The organism is Microbulbifer jejuensis, from assembly GCF_047289955.1.
Taxonomy (GTDB): Bacteria; Pseudomonadota; Gammaproteobacteria; order Pseudomonadales; family Cellvibrionaceae; genus Microbulbifer.
Map to the genome: position 1 here is coordinate 1 of NZ_JBLBUB010000069.1, position 1,862 is coordinate 1,862.

The window sequence follows — 1,862 nt, forward strand, 5'->3', positions numbered from 1 at the left end:
AGGGAAAGTGGAGAAAACTCCGGGGCTTTGACTGCCTGGCCAAGGTCATCACCGGAGTGAAGTTCAAAGATGGAGAGGAGGTGTCAACAGCCGACCAGAGCGCTGCTTAATCTGGCTTTTTGAACACCAAAATTGACAATAACTCCATGGACTTGGTACAATCGTGTAAAATACGATCACTCTCTCCAGAGTAAAAAACCGGCTCAGTGGCCGGTTTGCTTATTTAGGTGTCAAATATTGCAGCAAGCGCAACATATCCTTATTTTTTATGCCTGTTTGCTTTTATGGGCAACCTCATGTGCATGCTGCTCCCAGTTTTCACCATTAAAGTTTGTAATATTTATCTTTTTTGGCTTTGTGTCTAAGCAGTTTACATTAATATCAATGCCATCGAGGTTTGATCTTGGGGTATAAAATGGCTTGATACCGCAACGCTTACAAAATGTATGTTTGGCCACGCCTGTGTTGAATGTATATGTTGAAAGAGACTCTTCACCTTTTGTTATTTTAAACTTGGAATGTGGCAATATTAGGTGGAGAAACCCTGATTTTGAGCAAATAGAACAGTTACAATCATCGGCTTCAATGATGTCAGGGGCATCAATTTCAAACTGAATTGCCTGGCAGTGGCAGCTTCCTTTGTATTTCAACCATTTCTCCTAGAGGTATAACGCCTCAATAATGGGACGGAACGTAGCAGCGAAGCTGCGGAGTGGAGGTCCAGCCCCGCAGGGGCGCCATTGATTGATTTGTTAGGTTTTTGGCTCAACTTTATATACCATAGGTTGATACTTAATGCCTTTAACTTCACCAACCACATCACTTTCGATAAAACCGAACTGCTTATATGCACCAATAGAGTTAAGCGATGAATTAACTGTAACTTCACTTTCTTTTACACTACGAAGCAGTTCATAAAATATTTTACGGCCTATGCCAACTTTTTGCATGCTCGGCTCTACAAAGAGTAAATTCAAGTGATTCTTGTCGCGAATTTCACCCACACCAACAATTGCACTCTTACTACGGCAAACAATAAACAAATTTCCTGAGCTGAGCCGCTTTTTTATGGATTCCAGAGTAAGGCCACTTTTAAATGTGGCAATACCTTCTTTAGATAACGTAGGGGCTACAGAGTCGTCAAATGCTTTCTCTATTAGTGACGACGCAATTGACAGGTCGCTTATCTTTAATTTCTCTAATCTCAATTCATACATCCGTTTAATTTGTGGGGAGACTTAACAGTTTATTAAAGAGCCGATGGCTCACTATCCATTTGGCCACTATTTCTGGGGTGGAGCTTCCAAGCTCCGCAGAAAAGCCTTTATTTGCAGTAGGTTATAGGTTTTCGTTCAAATAGCAACCAGAGATGGTGAGCCATCGGCTCAAGTCGCCTGGTTCAACCTCCCGCTCTTGAACACATTTTACCCACAATTAAATCAATAAGTTAGGGGAAACTTTCTTTGGATGTCAGCCATGGCTCTATAATTCGGGCCTTGGCACCTGTAGTACACCCTCCCACCCCCTTCCTGTCCGTTCATCAAGTCACTTTCTCCAGGCGTAAAAAAACCGGCTCAGTGGCCGGTTTGTCTATTCTTTAGGTGTCAGATATATACAGCTATGCTCATTATTGAACCACCGTATACGCACCCGCATGTATGGGGTGGGGGGGCTAGAAACCCGCCTTTACCCGATCATGAGGCTTAGGGGCCTGAAGAGTTATAACCGAATCTGGTGTTTGAGGGTTTGAAAGAAAGCAGCGTATCTGGTTGATTTGTTGTCGCCAAACAGTCAACCAACCAGGAATACACTGCTATGGATAAGAATACCGTTGTTGAGTTTGCAGGTCGACATGAGACAGT

General features: G+C 43.1%; 2 protein-coding genes. Both read right to left on the reverse strand.

Features of this window, described 5'->3' with window-relative positions; genetic code table 11:
* Positions 1-266: 266 nt before the first annotated feature.
* Complete coding sequence (locus tag ACL7TT_RS20485) at positions 267-650, reverse strand: GFA family protein (RefSeq protein ID WP_413398027.1); 384 nt, start codon at positions 648-650, stop codon at positions 267-269.
* Between the two features lie 102 nt (positions 651-752).
* Positions 753-1,208, reverse strand: a complete 456-nt coding sequence (locus tag ACL7TT_RS20490) for a GNAT family N-acetyltransferase (protein WP_413398028.1) — start codon at positions 1,206-1,208, stop codon at positions 753-755.
* Between the last annotated feature and the right edge of the window lie 654 nt (positions 1,209-1,862).